This is a genomic window from Coprococcus sp. BIOML-A2 (assembly GCF_009875795.1).
In the GTDB taxonomy this organism is placed as follows: domain Bacteria; phylum Bacillota; class Clostridia; order Lachnospirales; family Lachnospiraceae; genus Coprococcus; species Coprococcus aceti.
On sequence record NZ_WWSI01000005.1, the window covers coordinates 87520 to 107309 of the forward strand.

Annotated in this window: 29 protein-coding genes; 1 reads left to right on the forward strand and 28 read right to left on the reverse strand. The window is 43.3% G+C overall.

Features of this window, described 5'->3' with window-relative positions; translation table 11 throughout:
- Nucleotides 1-9: 9 nt before the first annotated feature.
- The 22 genes from rpmD to GT575_RS11220 form a co-directional block, all read right to left on the reverse strand.
- On the reverse strand, nt 10-192 hold the full coding sequence (gene rpmD / locus GT575_RS11115) for a 50S ribosomal protein L30 (protein WP_004850147.1): 183 nt from the start codon (nt 190-192) through the stop codon (nt 10-12).
- Between the two features lie 14 nt (nt 193-206).
- Nucleotides 207-716 carry a 30S ribosomal protein S5 gene (gene rpsE, locus GT575_RS11120; protein WP_015533792.1) on the reverse strand — a complete coding sequence of 170 codons (510 nt, stop codon included), beginning with the start codon at nt 714-716 and terminating at the stop codon, nt 207-209.
- Between the two features lie 19 nt (nt 717-735).
- Complete coding sequence (gene rplR, locus GT575_RS11125) at nt 736-1104, reverse strand: 50S ribosomal protein L18 (RefSeq protein WP_022216651.1); 369 nt, start codon at nt 1102-1104, stop codon at nt 736-738.
- A gap of 17 nt (nt 1105-1121) precedes the next feature.
- A complete protein-coding gene (gene rplF, locus GT575_RS11130) occupies nt 1122-1661 on the reverse strand; it encodes a 50S ribosomal protein L6 (RefSeq protein ID WP_022216650.1) in 540 nt (179 codons plus the stop codon).
- A 15-nt stretch (nt 1662-1676) separates the two neighbouring features.
- Nucleotides 1677-2078 carry a 30S ribosomal protein S8 gene (gene rpsH, locus GT575_RS11135; protein WP_022216649.1) on the reverse strand — a complete coding sequence of 134 codons (402 nt, stop codon included), beginning with the start codon at nt 2076-2078 and terminating at the stop codon, nt 1677-1679.
- 23 nt (nt 2079-2101) lie between these two features.
- A complete protein-coding gene (locus GT575_RS11140; protein WP_004850137.1) occupies nt 2102-2287 on the reverse strand; it encodes a type Z 30S ribosomal protein S14 in 186 nt (61 codons plus the stop codon).
- A 20-nt stretch (nt 2288-2307) separates the two neighbouring features.
- On the reverse strand, nt 2308-2847 hold the full coding sequence (rplE, locus tag GT575_RS11145; RefSeq protein WP_004850134.1) for a 50S ribosomal protein L5: 540 nt from the start codon (nt 2845-2847) through the stop codon (nt 2308-2310).
- A gap of 20 nt (nt 2848-2867) precedes the next feature.
- Nucleotides 2868-3185, reverse strand: coding sequence for a 50S ribosomal protein L24 (gene rplX, locus GT575_RS11150; protein WP_004850132.1), 318 nt, complete (start codon nt 3183-3185; stop codon nt 2868-2870).
- Nucleotides 3186-3197: 12 nt separating this feature from the next.
- A complete protein-coding gene (gene rplN, locus GT575_RS11155; RefSeq protein ID WP_022216648.1) occupies nt 3198-3566 on the reverse strand; it encodes a 50S ribosomal protein L14 in 369 nt (122 codons plus the stop codon).
- Between the two features lie 13 nt (nt 3567-3579).
- A complete protein-coding gene (rpsQ, locus tag GT575_RS11160; RefSeq protein ID WP_022058713.1) occupies nt 3580-3834 on the reverse strand; it encodes a 30S ribosomal protein S17 in 255 nt (84 codons plus the stop codon).
- Between the two features lie 23 nt (nt 3835-3857).
- The gene (gene rpmC, locus GT575_RS11165) at nt 3858-4061 is read right to left on the reverse strand and encodes a 50S ribosomal protein L29 (RefSeq protein ID WP_004850126.1); all 204 of its coding nucleotides are present in this window, start codon (nt 4059-4061) and stop codon (nt 3858-3860) included.
- Nucleotides 4051-4488 carry a 50S ribosomal protein L16 gene (gene rplP, locus GT575_RS11170; RefSeq protein WP_022216647.1) on the reverse strand — a complete coding sequence of 146 codons (438 nt, stop codon included), beginning with the start codon at nt 4486-4488 and terminating at the stop codon, nt 4051-4053. The genes rpmC and rplP overlap by 11 nt, the downstream gene beginning before the upstream one ends.
- Nucleotides 4488-5153 (reverse strand): 30S ribosomal protein S3, encoded by a 666-nt coding sequence (rpsC, locus tag GT575_RS11175; RefSeq protein WP_022216646.1) that lies wholly within the window; start codon nt 5151-5153, stop codon nt 4488-4490. Before rpsC ends, rplP begins: the two co-directional genes overlap by 1 nt.
- A 10-nt stretch (nt 5154-5163) precedes the next feature.
- Entirely contained in the window at nt 5164-5550 is a 387-nt protein-coding gene (gene rplV, locus GT575_RS11180; RefSeq protein ID WP_004850120.1) for a 50S ribosomal protein L22, read from the reverse strand.
- A 33-nt stretch (nt 5551-5583) separates the two neighbouring features.
- Nucleotides 5584-5862 (reverse strand): 30S ribosomal protein S19, encoded by a 279-nt coding sequence (rpsS, locus tag GT575_RS11185; RefSeq protein ID WP_022216645.1) that lies wholly within the window; start codon nt 5860-5862, stop codon nt 5584-5586.
- Nucleotides 5863-5878: 16 nt separating this feature from the next.
- Nucleotides 5879-6724, reverse strand: a complete 846-nt coding sequence (gene rplB / locus GT575_RS11190) for a 50S ribosomal protein L2 (protein WP_022216644.1) — start codon at nt 6722-6724, stop codon at nt 5879-5881.
- A 98-nt stretch (nt 6725-6822) separates the two neighbouring features.
- Nucleotides 6823-7122, reverse strand: a complete 300-nt coding sequence (gene rplW, locus GT575_RS11195) for a 50S ribosomal protein L23 (protein ID WP_004850114.1) — start codon at nt 7120-7122, stop codon at nt 6823-6825.
- A complete protein-coding gene (gene rplD / locus GT575_RS11200) occupies nt 7122-7742 on the reverse strand; it encodes a 50S ribosomal protein L4 (RefSeq protein WP_015533790.1) in 621 nt (206 codons plus the stop codon). The genes rplW and rplD overlap by 1 nt, the downstream gene beginning before the upstream one ends.
- 23 nt (nt 7743-7765) lie before the next feature.
- Nucleotides 7766-8449 carry a 50S ribosomal protein L3 gene (gene rplC, locus GT575_RS11205; RefSeq protein ID WP_015533789.1) on the reverse strand — a complete coding sequence of 228 codons (684 nt, stop codon included), beginning with the start codon at nt 8447-8449 and terminating at the stop codon, nt 7766-7768.
- Nucleotides 8450-8609: 160 nt separating this feature from the next.
- Entirely contained in the window at nt 8610-8921 is a 312-nt protein-coding gene (gene rpsJ / locus GT575_RS11210; protein ID WP_004850108.1) for a 30S ribosomal protein S10, read from the reverse strand.
- A 331-nt stretch (nt 8922-9252) separates the two neighbouring features.
- Nucleotides 9253-10152, reverse strand: coding sequence for an OST-HTH/LOTUS domain-containing protein (locus tag GT575_RS11215; protein WP_161172020.1), 900 nt, complete (start codon nt 10150-10152; stop codon nt 9253-9255).
- Nucleotides 10153-10215: 63 nt separating this feature from the next.
- Nucleotides 10216-11376 (reverse strand): class I SAM-dependent methyltransferase, encoded by a 1161-nt coding sequence (locus tag GT575_RS11220; RefSeq protein WP_161172021.1) that lies wholly within the window; start codon nt 11374-11376, stop codon nt 10216-10218.
- Nucleotides 11377-11527: 151 nt separating this feature from the next.
- On the opposite strand from GT575_RS11220, the gene GT575_RS11225 reads away from it, so the two are divergent.
- Nucleotides 11528-12391 carry a class I SAM-dependent methyltransferase gene (locus GT575_RS11225; protein ID WP_161172022.1) on the forward strand — a complete coding sequence of 288 codons (864 nt, stop codon included), beginning with the start codon at nt 11528-11530 and terminating at the stop codon, nt 12389-12391.
- A gap of 149 nt (nt 12392-12540) precedes the next feature.
- On the opposite strand, the gene ybaK is transcribed toward GT575_RS11225, so the two are convergent.
- The 6 genes from ybaK to GT575_RS11255 form a co-directional block, all read right to left on the reverse strand.
- Nucleotides 12541-13038, reverse strand: coding sequence for a Cys-tRNA(Pro) deacylase (gene ybaK / locus GT575_RS11230; protein ID WP_118017398.1), 498 nt, complete (start codon nt 13036-13038; stop codon nt 12541-12543).
- A 123-nt stretch (nt 13039-13161) separates the two neighbouring features.
- Nucleotides 13162-14520, reverse strand: a complete 1359-nt coding sequence (locus tag GT575_RS11235; protein WP_161172023.1) for a citrate/2-methylcitrate synthase — start codon at nt 14518-14520, stop codon at nt 13162-13164.
- A 186-nt stretch (nt 14521-14706) separates the two neighbouring features.
- A complete protein-coding gene (locus GT575_RS11240; protein WP_055223143.1) occupies nt 14707-15303 on the reverse strand; it encodes a metallophosphoesterase family protein in 597 nt (198 codons plus the stop codon).
- Nucleotides 15304-15352: 49 nt separating this feature from the next.
- On the reverse strand, nt 15353-17311 hold the full coding sequence (locus tag GT575_RS11245; RefSeq protein ID WP_015533783.1) for a BMP family ABC transporter substrate-binding protein: 1959 nt from the start codon (nt 17309-17311) through the stop codon (nt 15353-15355).
- Nucleotides 17312-17666: 355 nt separating this feature from the next.
- Complete coding sequence (locus GT575_RS11250) at nt 17667-19031, reverse strand: sensor histidine kinase (RefSeq protein ID WP_161172024.1); 1365 nt, start codon at nt 19029-19031, stop codon at nt 17667-17669.
- Nucleotides 19032-19034: 3 nt separating this feature from the next.
- Nucleotides 19035-19709: a response regulator transcription factor gene (locus tag GT575_RS11255; RefSeq protein WP_022216635.1), complete on the reverse strand. Its 675-nt coding sequence runs from the start codon at nt 19707-19709 to the stop codon at nt 19035-19037.
- Nucleotides 19710-19790: the final 81 nt, after the last annotated feature.

The following is a 19790-nucleotide window of genomic DNA, read 5'->3' on the forward strand; positions in this document are numbered from 1 at the left end:
CTCCTTCTCTTATACTTCCTCAACCTTTACCATATAACTTACCTGCTTAACCATTCCAAGTGTTGCAGCGTTATTTGGGAGCTCTACTGACTTATTAACCTTCTTAAGTCCAAGAGCCTCTACTGTCTTTCTATGCTTTGGTACAGCACCGATAGGGGACTTTACCAAAGTTACCTTTAACTTATCTGCCATCTTCTAATACCTCCTTAGTTAAGTATCTCATCAACAGATTTTCCACGAAGTCTTGCGATATCCTCTGGGTTCTTGATCTCTGTAAGGCCCTTGATTGTTGCAAGAACTACGTTCTGCTTGTTGTTTGATCCTAAGGACTTTGTACGGATGTTCTTATATCCTGCAAGCTCAAGTACGCTACGAGCAGGACCACCAGCGATGATACCAGTACCTTCTGGAGCTGTCTTCAGAAGAACTGAAGCACTGCCGAACTGTCCATTCCAGTCGTAAGGGATACTACCAACTTCATTTACAGGAACTGTAACTAAATGCTTTGCAGCATCCTCCTTACCCTTACGGATAGCTTCTGGAGTCTCAACTGCCTTGCCAACACCAACGCCAACGTGGCCATTTCTATCACCAACAACTACGAGAGCTGCAACTCTAGAATTACGTCCACCCTTAACAACCTTTGTTACACGCTTGATGGCAACAACTTTATCTTCTAACTCTAACTTACTTGCATCAATTATTTCACGCTTCATACGTTGTTCTTCCTCCTTACTAGAATTCCAGACCAGCTTCTCTCGCTGCATCTGCTAATGCCTGAACCTTACCGTGGTATACGAAACCGCCTCTATCATAGATAACAGTCTTGATACCCTTCTCAAGTGCTCTCTCAGCAATAACCTTACCAACGTAAGCTGCTGCATCAACATCATTTGTCTTCTCAAGCTCATCCTTAATAGCCTTCTCTGTTGTAGATGCTGCTACTAATGTCTTACCAACTGAATCATCAATAATCTGAGCGTACATATGATTATTACTTCTGAATACAGCTAAACGTGGTCTCTCTGTTGTTCCAGCTAAACGATTACGAACACGCATATGCTTCTTTACACGAATTGCGCTTCTTGATTCTTTATTAATCATCTTATCTCACTCCTTTATTATTTCTTACCAGTCTTACCAACTTTACGTCTGATAGTCTCATCCACATACTTGATACCCTTGCCCTTGTATGGCTCTGGTGCTCTCTTCTCTCTGATCTCAGCAGCGTACTGACCAACCTTTTCCTTGCTGATTCCGCTTACTATGATTTTGTTTCCATCAACTGATGTTTCGATACCATCTGGATCAACCATCTCAACTGGGTGTGAATAACCAAGAGCAAGAACAAGCTTATTACCCTGCTTCTGAGCTCTGTAACCTACACCGTTAACCTCAAGCTCCTTCTTGTAACCCTCTGTAACACCTACTACCATGTTGTGGATAAGTGTTCTTGTGAGTCCGTGAAGTGATTTCATCTTCTTTAAGTCGTTAGGTCTTGATACTGTGATTGTATCGCCGTCTAACTTTATATCCATTTCCGCAGGGAGAACTCTCTCAAGAGTTCCCTTTGGTCCTTTAACAGTCACTTTATTATTTTCTGCTATATCTACAGTTACGCCTGCAGGTACAGCGATAGGCATTCTTCCGATACGTGACATTTTGCCGTCCTCCTTTTACCAAATAAACGCAAGTACTTCTCCACCTACGTTCTGTTTTCTAGCTTCCTTATCTGTTAATACACCCTTGTTTGTGGAGATAATAGCAGTTCCAAGTCCACCAAGTACTCTTGGAAGCTCATCCTTGCTTGCGTATACTCGAAGACCAGGCTTTGAAATTCTCTTAAGACCTGTGATGATCTTCTCGTTCTTATCTGCACCATACTTCAATGTGATCTTGATTGTCTCGAACTTACCGTCCTCAACGATATCTACAGCCTTAACATATCCTTCTGATAAAAGTATGTCGGCAATAGCTTTCTTCATCTTTGAAGCAGGGATTTCTACTGTATCATGCTTTGCTGTATTAGCATTACGAATTCTTGTAAGCATATCTGCAATTGGATCGCTCATTGACATAATAAATTTCCTCCTTCTTACTCTTACCAGCTTGATTTCTTAACGCCAGGAATCTGTCCCTTATATGCTAACTCACGGAAGCAGATTCTACAAATTCCGTACTTCTTTAAAACTGAGTGTGGACGTCCACAAATGCTGCAACGTGTGTACTCTCTTGTTGAGAACTTCTGCTTGCGCTGCTGCTTAACTTTCATTGATGTCTTAGCCATTTCTCGAATCTCCTCCTTTATTATTTGCTATAAGGCATGCCGAACAGTGTAAGTAACTCACGAGCTTCCTCGTCAGTCTGTGCTGTTGTTACGCAAATTATATCCATACCTCTAACCTTATCTACCTTATCGTACTCGATCTCAGGGAAGATAAGCTGCTCCTTAATACCAAATGCGTAGTTACCTCTTCCATCAAATCCGTTTGGATTGATACCTCTGAAGTCACGTACACGTGGGAGTGCAAGATTTACAAGACGATCAAGGAACTCATACATCTTCTCGCCACGAAGAGTTACCTTACATCCGATAGGCATTCCCTCTCTCAGCTTGAAGTTAGCTACTGACTTCTTTGCTCTTGTTACAACTGCCTTCTGACCTGTGATTGTCTCAAGATCCTTGATAGCAGCGTCGAGAACCTTAGCGTTCTCTCTAGCTTCACCAACGCCCATATTGATAACGATCTTATCGAGCTTTGGTATCTGCATTACATTCTTATATCCAAATTTCTCAACCATGGCGCTCTTAATTTCAGCGTCATACTTTTCTTTAAGTCTACTCACCTAAGACGACCTCCTTCCAATTAATCTATCTTCTCTGTCTTGCCATCAACTTTGGCTACACGAACCTTATCCTTACCAGTTCCTTCAAAACCAACTCTAACTGGCTTGCCCTTGTAAAGATACATTACATTAGAGATGTCAAGTGGGGCTTCCATCTCGATGATTCCGCCCTGCTGGTTAGCCATGCTTGGCTTGCTATGCTTAAATACTTTGTTGATTCCTTCAACTACTACGGTACCATTCTTCTTATCTACTGAAACGACCTTTCCGCTCTTGCCCTTGTCCTTACCAGCGATAACCTGTACCATATCATCTTTCTTAATCTTCATTGTTGCCATAGTCACACCTCCTTATAATACTTCAGGTGCAAGTGATACGATCTTCATGAATTTCTTATCACGGAGCTCTCTTGCAACTGGTCCAAAGATACGTGTACCTCTTGGATTCATATCGTCTTTTATAATTACAGCAGCGTTCTCGTCAAACTTGATGTATGAACCATCCTTACGACGAGCGCCATGCTTTGTTCTAACTACAACGGCCTTAACTACATCGCCCTTCTTTACAACTCCGCCTGGTGTTGCATCCTTAACAGAGGCAACGATGATATCGCCGATATTCGCATATCTTCTAACTGATCCGCCTAACACTCTGATACAAAGTAACTCTTTTGCACCTGTGTTATCAGCAACTTTAAGTCTTGTTTCCTGCTGAACCATTTAATTTGCCTCCTTACTTTGCCTTCTCGATGATCTCAACAAGTCTCCATCTCTTATCCTTTGATAATGGTCTTGTCTCCATAACCTTTACTCTATCGCCAATCTTGCACTCGTTATTCTCGTCATGAGCCTTCAGCTTTACTGTTCTCTTTACAATCTTACCATAAAGAGGATGCTTAACATTATCTACGATAGAAACAACGATTGTCTTATCCATCTTGTCACTTGTAACTATACCAACACGTGTTTTTCTCAGATTTCTTTCCACAATAATTCCTCCTTCCAAGATAATTAAGCATTAGCCTTCTGGGCTATAACTGTCTGTATTCTTGCTATATTCTTTCTAACGTCCTTGATTCTGCTTGTGTTGTCAAGCTGATTTGTAGCATTCTGGAATCTCAGGTTGAATAATTCCTTCTTTGCAGCTACTAAATCTTTCTGGAGATCGTCAACGGACTTGCTATTTAATTCGTTCATAAAATCCTTAGTTTTCACTGCCTGCTACCTCCTCTAACTCTTCCTTTGATGCGATCTTACACTTAAGTGGAAGCTTGTGCATAGCGAGTCTGAGAGCCTCTTTAGCTACCTCCTCAGGTACGCCCTGAACCTCAAACATAACTCTGCCTGGCTTAACTACTGCTACCCAGTACTCAAGTGCTCCCTTTCCTGAACCCATTCGTGTCTCAGCCGGCTTTGCTGTAACTGGCTTGTCAGGGAAAATCTTGATAAATACCTTACCACTACGCTTCATATATCTTGTCATTGCAATTCTGGCTGCCTCGATCTGGTTTGACTTGATCCAAGCTGGCTCTAATGCTACGAGACCATACTCACCGTTTGTAATCTTATTGCCTCTAAGTGCCTTACCAGCCATTGTTCCTCTGAACTGCTTACGACGCTTTACTCTCTTTGGCATTAACATTATTTATTTCCCCCTTCCTTTACTGTCTTTGTTGGAAGTACTTCACCATGGTAGATCCATGTCTTTACGCCAACCTTACCATATGTTGTATCTGCTTCAGCAAATCCGTAATCGATATCAGCACGGAGTGTCTGAAGAGGAATTGTTCCCTCGCTGTAGAACTCTGTTCTAGCCATATCAGCACCGCCAAGACGACCTGAACATGCACACTTGATACCCTGTGCGCCTGACTTCATTGTTCTACCCATGCAAGACTTCATAGCCTTTCTGAATGCGATACGATTCTCAAGCTGTGCTGCGATGTTCTCTGCAACGAGCTGAGCGTCAGCATCCGGCTTCTTGATCTCCTTAACGTCGATAAAGAGCTTCTTATCTGTTAACTTCTGAGCGTCAGCCTTGATCTTCTCGATTCCGGCTCCACCCTTTCCGATTACTACTCCAGGCTTAGCTGTGTATAATACGATCTTTACATTCTTTGCTGATCTCTCGATCTCGATCTTTGAGATGTTTGACTTGTAAAGAGTTGTCTTTAAGTATTTTCTAAGGATCTGATCTTCTGCTAAGTTCTTAGCAAACTCGTCATTTCTCTTGTCAGCATACCAGTTTGAATCCCAATCTTTGATAATGCCGACTCTTAAACCATGAGGATTAACTTTCTGTCCCATATTTTACCTCCTATTTCTCGTCAAGCACGATTGTGATGTGGCTTGTTCTCTTCTCGATTCTATATGCTCTACCCTGTGCTCTTGGATGAACTCTCTTCATTGTAGGTCCCTTGTTAGCGTAACACTCTGCTACGTAAAGGTCCTCCTTCTTCATGCCATTGTTGTTCTCAGCGTTAGCAATAGCAGACTTCAAAAGCTTCTCTATAACGCTTGAGCCATATCTTGGGTTGTATTCTACGATAGCAAGTGCTGTCTGAACATCCTTACCTCTGATAGCGTCAAGCACAAAACATGCCTTGGTTACTGATACTCTTGCGTATGAAACCTTAGCTGATGGTCTTGTATCTTTGTTCTCATTTCTGAGTCTCTTGTCATGGGATCTATGTCCTTTAGCCATTTTGAAAAGTCCTCCTTTCAAATATTCCTAATATTATCTTCTACCCTTCTTTTCGTCCTTACCATGACCTCTGTATGTTCTGGTAACTACGAACTCACCGAGCTTATGTCCTACCATATCTTCTGTTACATATACTGGTACGTGCTTTCTTCCATCATGAACGGCAAATGTGTGGCCAACGAATGATGGGAAGATTGTTGAACGTCTTGACCAGGTCTTTATAACTTCTGTCTTATTAGCAGCGTTTAAAGCATCTACCTTCTTAAGCAGATGTGCATCTGCGAATGGTCCTTTTTTTAATGAACGAGCCATATTTCTTCCTCCTTAACTATTTAACATTCTTACCGTCTCTACGTCTTACGATCAACTTATTAGACTGCTTGTTCTTCTTTCTTGTCTTGAGACCCATTGCTGGCTTGCCCCATGGAGTAGAAGGACCTGGACGACCGATAGGTGCTCTACCTTCTCCACCACCATGTGGATGGTCATTAGGGTTCATGACAGAACCACGAACTGTTGGCCTAACGCCCATATGACGCTTACGACCGGCTTTACCAATGTTAACAAGGCCATGCTCGATATTTCCTACCTGTCCAACTGTTGCTCTACAGATAATCGGAACCATTCTCATCTCGCCTGATGGAAGTCTAAGTGTTGCATACTTTCCTTCCTTAGCCATGAGCTGTGCAGCGTTTCCTGCTGAACGAACTAACTGTCCGCCCTTACCTGGGTAAAGCTCGATGTTGTGTACCTGAGTACCAACTGGAATATTCTGAAGTGGAAGACAGTTACCAACCTTGATCTCTGCCTCTGCGCCATTCATCAGCACATCGCCAACTGCAAGCTTGAAAGGAGCAAGGATGTATCTCTTCTCTCCATCTGCATAGAACAGAAGTGCAATATTTGCTGATCTGTTTGGATCATACTCGATTGCAGCTACTGTTGCTGGAATACCATCTTTGTCATTTCTCTTGAAATCTATTATTCTATACTTTCTCTTAGCACCACCACCGTGATGTCTTACTGTTATCTTACCCTGATTGTTACGACCGGCTGTCTTGCTTGTTGAAACAACGAGTGACTTCTCTGGAGTTGTCTTTGTGATCTCTGAGAAATCAAGGCCAGTCATATTTCTTCTGGAAGGTGTATATGGGTTATATGTCTTAATTCCCATTGTTGTTCTCCTTTCGGTTCAATTTATTCTCACGCTTTGATTGCGTATACAACTAATGTGATGAGCAGCTATACTGTGCAGCCACCCACGGCTATATCTTAAAGTCCCTCGAAGATCTCGATGTCCTTGCTGTCAGCTGTAAGCTGAACGATAGCCTTCTTGTACTTTGCTGTGTTACCAAGTGTCATACCACGTCTCTTGACCTTACCGTCATTGTTCATTGTGTTGACCTTTGCAACCTTTGTTCCCTCGAACATCTTCTCTACAGCTTCCTTAACCTGTGACTTGTTTGCTTCTGGATGAACAAGGAATGTATATTTCTTCTCAGCCATAGCGTTCATGCTCTTCTCTGTGATCACTGGCTTAAGTATAACGTCATAATATTTGATATCTGCCATTATGCGTACACCTCCTCAATTGCTGCAACTGCTTCCTTAGTAAGAACAAGCTTCTCATACTTGAGAATATCGTATACGCTAAGTGAATTAGCTACTGTTGTCTTAACTGTTGGAATGTTGTTTGCTGAAAGAACAACGTTATTGTTCTTATCCTTTGTTACTACAAGAGCCTTAGGAGCTGAAAGCTTTGCAAGGATCTTTGCAAATACGCTTGTCTTAGCCTCCTGAAGATCAAGCTTGTCAACTACTACCAGCTTGTTCTCAGCAACCTTTGATGAAAGTGCTGACTTCATAGCAAGCTGCTTCTCTTTCTTATTCATCTTAACTGAATAATCTCTTGGCTTTGGTGCGAATACAACTCCGCCGCCTGTCCACTGTGGAGATCTTGTTGAACCCTGTCTAGCATGACCAGTTCCCTTCTGTCTCCAAGGCTTTCTTCCACCACCAGAAACTTCTGAACGTGTCTTAGCGCTCTGTGTTCCCTGACGGTTGTTGGCTAACTGACCAACTACAGCCTTATGCATTATATGCTCATTTATTTCTACACCGAAAACTGCATCATTGAGCTCTAATGTCTCAACTTCTTTGCCTTCAATGTCATAAACCTTAACTGATGCCATTGTTGTCTCTCCTTTCCAAAGTCCTACTTACCAGACTTTACTGTATCTTTAATCATAACCAATGACTTCTTTGGTCCTGGAACAGCGCCCTTAACCAAGATTACATTGTTCTCAACATCTATTTTAACTACCTCAAGGTTCTGGATTGTAACTCTTACGCTACCCATATGTCCAGGCATCTTCTTGCCCTTGAATACTCTACCTGGAGTAGTTGCAGAACCGTTTGAACCTGCATGTCTGTGATACTTTGAACCATGTCCTGAAGGACCTGACTTAAGGCCGTGTCTCTTAAGACCGCCTGCGTATCCCTTACCCTTTGACTTAGCAGTAACATCAATCTTGTCGCCAGCAGCAAATACGTCTGCCTTGATCTCTGCGCCAAGCTCGTACTCAGCAGTGTTCTCAAGTCTGAACTCTCTATAGAAAGCCTTTGGAGTTGTTCCTGCCTTCTTAGCATGACCAACCTCTGCCTTACCAGCACCATGTGGATTTCTGATAACTTTCTTTCCTGATACGTCCTTTGTTGTTACTCTTTCCTTCTTCTCGCCGAATCCTACCTGAATTGCATCGTAACCGTCATTCTCAACTGTTTTGATCTGGGTTACAACACATGGACCAGCCTGCAATACTGTAACTGGTGTTAATACACCGTTCTCGTCGAAAATCTGTGTCATTCCGACTTTTGTAGCTAATATAGCCTTCTTCATTTCTGTTTCCTCCTAATTTAATTCACAGCGGATTGCATCTGCAATCATACTAAATTACATCCGAAAATGCATTAGGTACTGTTATTTAATTGTTTCTGCGGTTTGTTTTAAATTAGTCCGCATCTAATTGGGTTTCTTTTGAATTGCTGTCTGACTTTGATTATTTCATCTTAACATCGATGAACACGCCAGCGGACAGATCGATCTTCTGTAATGCATCAATTGTCTTCTGAGTTGGTGCTACAACATCGATAAGTCTCTTATGAGTTCTCTGCTCAAACTGCTCTCTTGAGTCCTTGTACTTATGAACTGCTCTTAAGATTGTGATCTTCTCAATCTTAGTAGGCATTGGAACTGGTCCGCTTACCTTTGCGCCAGTCTTCTTAACTGTATCAACAATCTGTGCTGCTGCCTTGTCGATAAGTTTGTGGTCATAAGCCTTAAGTGTAATTCTCATAATCTGATTTGCCATAAAAAAAGCCGCCTCCTTTTCGCACTTAATCTTAGTACAACAAGCGGTGACTGTACACTCTCCCGTGTGTGTCCTAAGTTAAAACCCAGAACCATCACGTCGTTTCTGTCCTCTTGACAGACGGTTATATTGTACAGTGACTTGTCGCCAGTTTTGTAAATTGACATTCGCTCCACGAAAAACCTGCGTCATATATGTACGCAGCAACCTCCGCTTCTCAGCTATCATGCCACAGCACGTTTGATTATATACTAGGGATTTCTTTAAATCAAGAGGTTTTTTTTATTTTTTTATGTTTTTTTGAATTTTTTTAACGGGTATTTACAGGGTATCACTCGCCAGATTCACTCAGCTTGAATGTCCTCTTCATCTTAATCCCCTTGTTCTCCCATATCTCAAACTTCGAAAAGCTTAAGATGAACCCGTAATCTGTATGGTAACCATAATTCTCCATCGCAAACCCAGGGAATCTGCTTCGAATCGCATCGAGCAGCTCTGCCATATCATCTATCTTATATCCCCTGCCCGTCATATACTCATATGCAAATGTGTCTATCTCCTCCCTGTCATCGACCAATGTCAGCTTTGTCACGCCATTCTCATCGGTATAAACCTTCACTCCACTCACATTATTCTCCACAAATGTATCAAGATGAGTATAGCCATAATTTCTGACATCAAAATCCGGGTATCTTCTCACAACGCCTTCATACACCTGTTCCATGACAGCATCTCTTCCCTGTCCTTTATAATAGGAAGAAACCGAATATATCTCCTTTGCTATATCACCTATATCCGGTATATCAGCAGTGCATTTTCCTCCGGCAAGAACATCTATATACATATATCTCTGGGCGCTGTTCACAAGGATTTTGTCTGCGTCACATGGACCGGCAACCACAACCTCTATATCCGTGAGCCTCAGCTTGTTGAGAAGCGGTACTGTCAGACTGTCCCCCGTTGCTATATATATGCGCTCTGGCTTTGAAAGCGCAGCATCCGCCATAACCTCCACGGCCAGCGCAACCATCGCCGATGACACCTTATACTCTCCGTGCATGCAGTCCTGTATTCTGAACCTCCCTGCACTCTCCATAAAGCTGTCATCGTCTTTGTCGGAATTAAACATCTTGCAGATCACAAGCTTGTCCGTTCTGATTATATCCTCATATATAACAGGCACAGCCTTTGCCTCTATGCTATCACAATCTATATACAGCGCAGCCCTCATGATATCCTCCTTAATAATATTCCACAACCATCACACACACAACAAACCACAGGTTTAATCCAATTATATCCTGCCATCCGCCTTAATCATCTCCATCAGAGTCTGTCTGAATCCAAACTCCTCACAAAGTGCTTCCGCATCCTTAAGAGCCTTCTTTCTCCTGTCCGGAGATACATTTTTCTTCACAGCTCTTATGAGCAGATTTTTAGGCGAATGTGCAATGTCTATAAATTCCATTATATCAGTCTTATATCCACACGCCTCAAGCATATGTCCACGGATGGAATCTGTTGCCAGCGCAGCTATCCTCTCCTTTATGATACCGTATCTTGTCAGCGCAGCCAGTTTATCAGAATGCATCTGTTTATTCAGCTCATGCTGGCAGCAAGGCACGGACAATATATACTGTGCGTTCCAGCAAATGGCATTGTACAGCGCATAGTCCGTGGCAACATCACACGCATGCAGCGTCATGACCATATCCACATCCACATCCGTCTTATACCCATTTATATCCCCAAGTTCGAATTTTAGTCCGGTATATCCAAACTGTTCCGCCAGCGCATTGCAGTCTTTTATCACCTGCTCCTTGAGATCCAGGCCGGTTATATGGACATCAAGCCCCTTAACCTCATGCAGATAATAATAAACTATAAATGTCAGATACGATTTGCCGCATCCAAAATCTACTATATTAATAGAAGGTTTGTTGTAGCTCTTCATGACATTGTCCACGATCTCCGCAAATCTGTTGATCTGCTTAAACTTGTCATACATGGAGTGCACAACCTTGCCATCCTTTGTAAATATGCCCAGATGGGTAAATACAGGGATATCCATTCCCTCTTCAAGTATGTATTTCTTTCTTCGGTTGTTTCCCTGAACAGTTATGAGTTTATTCTCCGTGTGCCTCTTATTCACAGCTATTTTGCCCTTCTTTGAGATCTTCACATCCCACTCCTCCCGGGCCGAGAACATGTTTATCTGTCTGAATCCATCCTGCAGATCTCCGGCCAGTGCTTCTCCAAGCTCGTCCTCATCTATATTCTGGTGGAACACCTGCTTCTCCGTATACCTTTCTATCTGAAAGCACCTTTTACCGCCTATGATTTTTCTCTCAAATACCACTTTTCTATATTCACCGCGTCCGCCACTGAGGATAATCTTGTGGGGATCACTCTGTACCATCTCTTCTATTAATTCTTTTATACTTATATCTGCCATTATTCCAACTTCTCCATTACCAACAATCTGTATCGTCATTAATCTCTGTCATCAATCTATGCACACAGCAGCCTTGACGCAGTGCTTTGATACAAGTATAATCTATAGGATATATTTTTTGAAGTTATTTTTATAAGGAAGGATTACATATATGTGGATAGCAGATGGATGGAAGGATTATGAAGTTATTGACTGCTCTGACGGAGAAAAGCTTGAGCGTTGGGGCAAATACACTCTGCTCAGACCGGATCCCCAGGTTCTGTGGAGCACTCCAAAGAAAAATCCTGCATGGAATAAACTGAACGGACATTATCATAGAAGCAACAAAGGCGGCGGAGAATGGGAGTTTTTCAGCCTGCCTAGGCAGTGGACGATAAATTACAGGGATCTGACTTTCAATCTGAAGCCATTCAGCTTCAAGCACACTGGTCTGTTCCCTGAGCAGGCTGCCAACTGGGACTGGTTCAGCGAACTGATAAAGAACTCACCTAAAAAGGATATTAAGGTGTTGAACCTGTTCGCATACACAGGGGGCGCAACATGCGCAGCCGCCAAAGCCGGAGCTGCAGTCACCCATGTTGATGCATCCAAGGGAATGGTTACCTGGGCAAAGGAAAACGCAGCATCATCAGGGCTCGCCGACGCACCGATCAGATGGATAGTTGATGACTGTGTAAAATTTGTCGAAAGAGAGATCAGACGAGGCAACAAATATGACGCGATCATCATGGATCCTCCTTCATACGGCAGAGGACCAAAGGGTGAGATATGGAAGATCGAAGAGAAGATCCATCCTTTCATCAAGCTCTGCAGCCAGCTTCTCTGTGACAAGCCGCTTTTCTTCCTTGTAAATTCATATACAACAGGTCTCGCGCCTGCGGTGCTCACATATATGATATCCACAGAGGTAAAGAGCAGATTTGGCGGACATGTTGTGGCAGATGAGATCGGACTTCCTGTCACAGAGACAGGTCTTGTTCTTCCTTGCGGTGCCGCCGGAAGATGGCAGAGATAACAACGGATCGGTCGAGGCAGATACGTTTTGCAGATAAACTAAAAGCAGGAATATGAAACCCAGCAAACTTCGTTATAGGGGCTCATATTCCTGCTTTTTTAATTTTTCAGCTTCTTAATTTCAGCTTTTTTGTCACGTAATTTAGTCCTTTACACCGTCACATCCACATACTCCAGACGTATGACCTTCTCCAGATCCGCAGGGGCTATCTCTATCTGATACCCAACCTTACCCGCACTCACATACATCTTATCAAGATTTTCAGCACTTGCATCTATCGTGGTCCTGAAAAACTTCTTCATACCGATAGGTGAGCAGCCGCCATGTATATATCCGGTAAGAGGGAGGAGTTCCTTTGCCTTGAGCATATCTATCGACTTCTCTCCCACAGCCTTCGCAGCTTTCTTGAGATCAAGTTCCTCCTTGACAGGAATTACAAACACGTAATTTGCGCCGGACTTCGCAACGGTCACCAGGGTCTTATACACATACGCAGGATCCTGTCCAAGTATGGCAGCAACCTTCTCTCCATTCGTCTCGCCCGTCTCCACATAACAATAATGGTTGTACTTTATCTTCTTGCTGTCAAGTATGCGCATGACATTTGTCTTTTCCTCAGTCTTTGCGTTCTTATTCTTATCTTTCATGTTCCAGTTCATCTCCTTGTCATCAAATGCACTAAGCGCCCCAACCTTGTCTATTGAAGATTGAAGCGCTGTATGCATGTCTATTGTATTCTCCGGCTTTATCTTAATCTGCCGTACATAACTTTATCTGTCTTCCATCGGCAGATACTCTTTGTGTGTTCCCACATACTTATATGCAGGTCTGATGATCTTGCCGGCATTGACAAGCTCCTCTATTCTATGCGCCGACCATCCTGCAATACGTGCGATGGCAAATATAGGAGTAAACAGCTCGATAGGGATACCGAGCATCGTATATACAAATCCACTGTAGAAGTCTACATTTGCCGATATAGGCTTGCCGCTGCGTCTTCTGGCCGCAAGCAGTCTTCCTGATATCTCCTCAACCTTCTTGTACAGCTCAAATTCCTTTGTCCTGCCCTTCTCCTGGGCAAGTCTCTCTGCATATCCCTTGAGTATCCTAGCTCTAGGATCTGAGTTGGTGTATACCGCATGACCCATTCCATATATAAGGCCTGAATGGTCAAAGCCCTTCTTGTCAAGAAGTCCTGTGAGATATTTCTCCAGTGCAGCCTCATCATCCCAGTTCTTGACATTGCTCTTGAGGTCATCAAACATCTGCTGAACCTTGAGGTTCGCACCACCATGCTTAGGTCCCTTCAGCGATCCAAGTGAACTTGCAACTGCAGAATATGTGTCTGTTCCTGTCGACGATACTACATGAGTTGTAAATGTGGAGTTATTACCACCACCATGCTCAGCGTGTATAACCAGACATATGTCAAGCACCTGCGCCTCAAGCTCTGTATATTTCTTATCCGATCTGATAAGCCTCAGGAAATTCTCCGCAGTGGAAAGCCCCGGCTTCGGATTGTGTATTACAAGACTCATGTCGTGGAAATAGTGCTTGTAGCCCTGATAACCATATGCAGCAATCACAGGGAACTGTGCTATCAATTCCATACACTGTCTGAGAACATTCTCTATGCTTATATCATCCGGATTATCATCATATGAATAGAGTGTGAGAACACATCTCTGCAGAACGTTCATCATATTCTTGCTTGGTGCTTTGAGGATAACATCTCTTGTAAACTTTCTAGGAAGCTCCCTGTAGCACTCCATCATCTCAACAAATCTCTTAAACTGCTGCTCATTTGGAAGCTTTCCAAACAACAGAAGATACATAGTCTCCTCAAATCCGAATTTACTTCCGTGAAAACCTCTCTCGAGATCCTCAACATTGTACCCCTGATAATACAGACGACCATCAGTCGGCACTCTCTCTCCATCTATTACATCATATCCTATGACATCAGATATCTCTGTGAGTCCCGTGAGTACACCTTTTCCTGTGGAATCTCTGAGGCCTCTCTTGACATCATAATTGACATAGAGGTTCTGGTCTATCTTGCCAGATTCTGTACAATAACCTGTAAGCTCATCCAGTATTCTGTTATATTCCTCGCTGTTTCTTTCCAAACCTCATGTCTCCTTCCTTTATCCAATCCCTATTCATCATCCCGGAGCTTCTCCGGATCTTATCAATAAACTATATCAACTCACCACAGTTTATCAAAAAAACTCCATTTTCGCAAGAAAGACAGCAATAAATTTGATTTATTCCTGTCTTTTCGCCAAAATTATTTAATTTCAAAATATTTCTGCCTAAATTTCAATAATATATCTCTCATAGGCATTTATGATCGTCGTGTCCTCGTATTTTGATTCGCGGACAAAATCTCTTCCATAATTTATATGCACATGGCCATGGACAAAATACTTAGGTCTGTACTCCTCCATAAGTGTTCTGAAACACTTAAAACCTGTATGTGGGAGATCCTCGGAATCATTTATCCTGTATGCAGGCGAATGGGCAACAAGTATGTCAAAGCCCTTGTTCCTCATGATCTTAAACCTGAGTTTCCGTACTCTTCTGGCCATCGCACGCTCGGAATACTGATGATCCGCACCACCAAACTTGTATTCCATCGAACCGCCAAGTCCCAGAATTCTGACACCCTTATACACATAAAGCTTGTCGTCTATACACTCGCAGCCCCCCGGCGGTGTATCCTTGTAGCACACGTCGTGATTGCCATGGACATAGAGAACGGGCGCATGACTGAATGTCGCAAGGAACGACAAATACTGTGGCGATAAATCGCCACAGGATATTATCAGGTCTATTCCCTCAACCTTACTCTTATCAAAATAATCCCACAAATACTTGGATTCTTCATCCGCCAACAACAAAATCTTCACGTATCTATTCCCCTGTACTACAGTATACCTTCTCCGTAGGAGATTTATCTTATTTCACTTCCGGAACCGACTTGAGCTCCAGACTCTCCGGTGTGTCTATACCCTGAAGTGCAACTACCGTCTTTGCCTCATCGACAAGATCGTCCTCTGTAGGGAGCATGCCCACTACATTCTCAGCAAGCCAATCCATCTTGAGTATATCTTCATGGAGCATCGCTCCGTCATCTTCATTTCTCACTATTCCGTTCTGGGATGTAAGCTTTCCGCTGAACGGTGTGATAGCGCCCTCTCTTATGAGGTTTGTCATAACCGATATGAGCTTCTGTGTTCCGGCCGGAAGGTGCTTTGAGCATATGACGTCAACTATTCCCGCTGACATACCCCACCAGTAGCTTATCGCATTGCTGGTCTCGTTCTTCTCCTCCTGCTTCCAGTTGCCCTCCAGTATAGATCTAAGGATCCTCTCATAGAATGCACCCCAGTTGTAGAAAGGCATGGCAAGGTTGACGACCTCTCCATTCTGATCATAGTGATAAAGTCCGAAGTTTCGTGACGCATCATCCGGCATGATCATGTCTCTATCGGATATATATGTTATTCCATTTCTCTCGAAGAACTTCTGTGGATCAGCATTCTTAACCTTCGTCCACTGCAGATATATCTTTGCCCTAGGGTTGACCATCCTTGCTCCGATGGCAAATGCATTGATGTTCGCTGTTGTTCCGAATATCGGATAATCAGCTACATATCCTATCTGTCCGTCAGCACACAGGCTTCCCGCTATCATACCGGTGAGGAACTTCACCTCGTACATTCTTGCATAATAGGTACGCACATGGCTGTTCGCAAGGCTGAGGGAACAGTTAAGTATCTTTATCTCCGGGTGGAGCACTGCAGTCTTAAGAGCCTCAGGAAGCATCTCAGGCCCTGTCGTAAATATCACATCATACTTCTCATCCACAAGTCTTCCAAGGCACTCTGTCAGCTTGGCAGGTGTATCCACATTACAGAAGGTTCTGCTGTCGACAGAATCTCCGAGTTTATTCTCCATGTCCATTCTACCCAGTTCATGGCTGTATGTCCAGACCGAGTTGGCTGGCGACTTATCATACACAAATGCCACCTTCAGGTTCGAAGGGCCTGATGGCTTTATAACCCTGTCGAGTATGGACTTCTTAGGCTCCACAGGATCGAGCTTTGGAAGAACCGTCTTATCCTTCTTCTCATTTGTGAGGACTATCTCATTCCATACCTTGTCAACACTGTCCTTCACCTGGGATGTAGTCATGTTCTTAAGAGCTTCATAGCCATACACATTGAGGAATACAAGCATGGCATCGTCCACTGTTATAGTGAGCTCCTCATTGCCCTTCTTAGCAAGATAAGCCTTCTCAAATGCGAGATGTGCCGAGTTGAAATCCAGTCTCTCATCCTCTGTGAAAACCGCATCCTTAGTGATCCCTATGAACTCCCTGAGCTTATCATATCCACCGAGCTGTGAGAAATATACATAATTGATCCCCGTCTGCTTGTGGAAATCTATAAATTCAAAATATATCTTATTCTCAAGTGAGTCTGTCCTTCTAGGTATCTTTCTTGTAACCATGGCAGGAACTGAGTCCGCACCAAAGTATTTGAGCACACTCACTCTCTTATTTCCTTCTACTACATAGAATTTGTTCATATACTCATATACCTTTATCGGGTCATGTATACCTTCCTCTATGTGGGACTCACACAATGCGGCCCATTTCATTCCAAATTCAGTATGATAATCCAATATAGGCATAAAATTACTAGCAAACGCCGTCGTCCTTGCAGCGGTAGCGGTTCCAACCACGCGGTCAAGCGATATGGTCTGGAGACCAAGATTCACCTCACCCACAGTGTCGGATGGTGATATTATTTCATCCAAAACCGGAAGATATGGATATTCATTTTTTGCTACGGCTGCCTGATATCTCTTCTCACCAAGCTTCTGAGCCCTTAAATATTCGTTTGCTGACATACTATCACTCTCCTTATTCAAGACCATATAGTAATACTATAAAATTCAATAATCAAGAATTTGTTTCCTTCCGATCCGCCAAAATTATCTGCCTTTCAACTGCATGTTTTGTGAATTATGTATAAACCGCATTGTATGTTATGCATAATTACCACTTGATTTTTTCCGTAACATGCTGTATTATATTATTAAATTCAGAAGATTTCACATATTTTCGAACTTAATGTCGGTGTGTGTGAATACCAATATACTTAAGGAGTCTGGCTAATACACTTCCACCAGGCTCCTTTTTATTGTAGCATCTATTCTGTTCTTTTACAGCATTCCACATCAAAATTCATTGATTTCGACTGCATCATTGTTCATCTTCCCTATATGCGTCAAATGTAACCTTTATGTCAGTTCCCTTACCTGGTTCACTGTCCATATCAAGCTGTGCATTGTTGCGGGCAACTATATGCTTTACTATGGCCAGGCCAAGTCCTGTGCCACCTGTGGACTTCGATCTGCTCTTGTCCACTCTGTAGAATCTTTCAAATATCCTCTCCTGATGCTCCTTCGGGATTCCTATTCCCGTATCCTTCACCCTGAGTATAACCTTGCCATCCACTGTCTTTACAGATACATCCACACTTCCATTCTTATTGTTATATCTGATGGCGTTGTCTGTGAGGTTGTACACAAGCTCCTCCATCATCATCTTGTTCGCATATATATATCCGCGACTGCCATCATAGCTGAGCGTCACACTGTTCTTCTCTGCGTTTATCGCCAGCATATCCGTGGCCGTTCTGGCTATGACCGCCAGATCGATCTTCTCCATCAGTGGCGCATCCTCGGATACATCCAGCTCTGACAGTCTGATTATGTCATTGATGAGGGTGAGAAGTCTGTTGGAGTTCTTGTGGATCTCAGTTGCAAAATGATGCACATCCGCCTCGGTAGCCATACCGGTCTCGATGAGCTCCGAATACCCCGATATAGATGTGAGCGGCGTCTTGAGCTCATGTGATACATTTGCCGTGAACTCCTGTCTCATCTGTGAGCTCTTCACTATATCCGCATGCTGCTTCTGTATCATATCTATGAATGGGCGCATCTCCTTGTACGCAACTATGTGGGTATCGTCATCCAGACTGTTCGCCATCTGCTCTATTGGTTTCAATATGTTTCTGGTCAGATAGTGTGTCACTATGATGGTGACACAGACAAGGATCGCCATCACCACCAGCATGACCGGCACAGCCGCAAGGAACATACTGATTACATTGTTGGTCTCCCTCGCTATTCTCAGCACCCTTCCAGACTTGAGCAGTATCGCATAGTAATATGTGCTCTTATTGAGGGTTGCCGACTTTCTTATAACATGTCCATCACCATTTTCAAATGCCTCTGCTATCTCTGGTCTGTCAAGATGGTTCTGCATGGAAATCTCATCGGCCTGATTGTCATACAGAACACTGCCGTCGGGCGCTATAAGCGTCAATCTGAGGTCATTGGTATCCACGCTTGCATACACACCGGGGTCATCCGCATCGAAATCTCCGGTATTCTTAAGCACCTCAGCATACCCCTTCAGATCCCTTATGATCTCCGCCTTGTACACCTCATAGAATATAAACGTCGACAGGACCATGGTCACCGCTATGGCCACCAGTGAAAAGATAATAAACTCCAGATTGATAACCTTTTTCAGTCTTTTATCGTCTCTCTTACCCATATGCTACTCCATCTTATACCCTACATTTCTAACCGTCTTTATCATATTACCTGCTTCGCCAAGCTTCTGTCTCAAAGTCTTGATATGCATATCAAGGGTTCTGGATTCGCCCTCGTAATCCGTTCCCCACACATCCGACATAATCGTGTCTCTGTGAAGGACTATTCCTGCATTAACCATGAGAAGCTTTAAGAGTTCAAACTCCTTGAAGGTAAGCTCACACAACTCACCGCCCACATGCACCTCGCGTCTCTCTGAATCAAGGGTTATATCCCCGAGTACCATCTGCTTGTCATCCTGCAGCGCCCTGCTTCTTCTGAGCAGCGCCTTGACTCTGGATATGAGCTCCATCACGCCAAATGGCTTGGTGAGGTAATCATCCGCTCCTATATCCAAGCCCTTGACCTTGTCAAGCTCTGTAGTCTTGGCTGTCACAAGGATAATCGGAACTCTGACAGTATCAGGTCTGCTCCTGAGCTTCTTCACAATTTCAAGACCATCCATGTCTGGGAGCATGATATCCAGGAGTACCAGATCAGGGACCTTCTCCGCAGACCTTGAGAAGAAGGATTTCGCATTCTCAAACTCCTCCACCGCATATCCGCTGTTTTTCAGAGCAAACATCTCTATCTCTCTTATATTCTTATCGTCTTCTACAATATAAATATGTACTGCCATTTTGTCTCCTTTCCCTGTGTAATACCACTTTCATTTACATGCGTATTGCAATTTTATTTTTATCATTATTTTTTTATTTAT